This window comes from Erwinia sp. MYb416 (assembly GCF_037479575.1).
In the GTDB taxonomy this organism is placed as follows: Bacteria; Pseudomonadota; Gammaproteobacteria; order Enterobacterales; family Enterobacteriaceae; genus Erwinia; species Erwinia rhapontici.
In genome coordinates this window covers 454-998 of the sequence record NZ_JBBGYT010000219.1, presented here as the reverse complement: position 1 = coordinate 998, position 545 = coordinate 454, and the positions used below count along the sequence as shown (strand labels likewise).

At 55.0% G+C, this 545-nt stretch carries 1 protein-coding gene; it reads right to left on the bottom strand.

Annotation, left to right across the window (positions count from 1 at the left end):
• Positions 1–316 (bottom strand): DoxX family protein (locus WH277_RS02020; protein ID WP_339504100.1); only part of this gene is annotated, 316 nt, incomplete at its 3' end.
• Positions 317–545: the final 229 nt, after the last annotated feature.

Here is a 545-nt window from a genome sequence, read left to right as displayed (position 1 = left end):
GGCTGAAGGTATCGCCAAGACCCGCCAGCAGCCACGCCACCACCATGGTGCCAATGACTGTCAGGGCTGACAGGCGGCAGAGAATGCCGAAGATCAACAGCAGCGGGGCCACCACTTCTCCGATCAGTACGCCGTAACCGATGAAGGACGGAAGCCCGTGCGCGGCCAGCATGCCCTGAATGCCGCCAATGCCGGAATGCAGCTTATGCCAGCCGTGGAACAGCATCAGGCCGCCGACCGTCAGGCGCAGCAATAATTTGGCAAAGTCAGGATGAGAAAACAGCTGGTTAAAGCGGGTAAGCGTATTGGCTATCATCATTGTTATTCCCGTGTGAGGTTATCACCAGATAATACTCATTCTCATCTTTGGGAATAAGGGTACTGACGATAGCCTTGTCCAAAGTCAAAAAATGCGGGGAATAGTGGCAAGGTTTCAGGAAAGGCGCTGAGGGGTCAACGGGCTGACCGAAACAAAAGGTCAGCCCCCACAGGAACCGTGTTGCTCCGTGCTGTTGATACCGGCTATCAGAAGCCCATCGTTACGC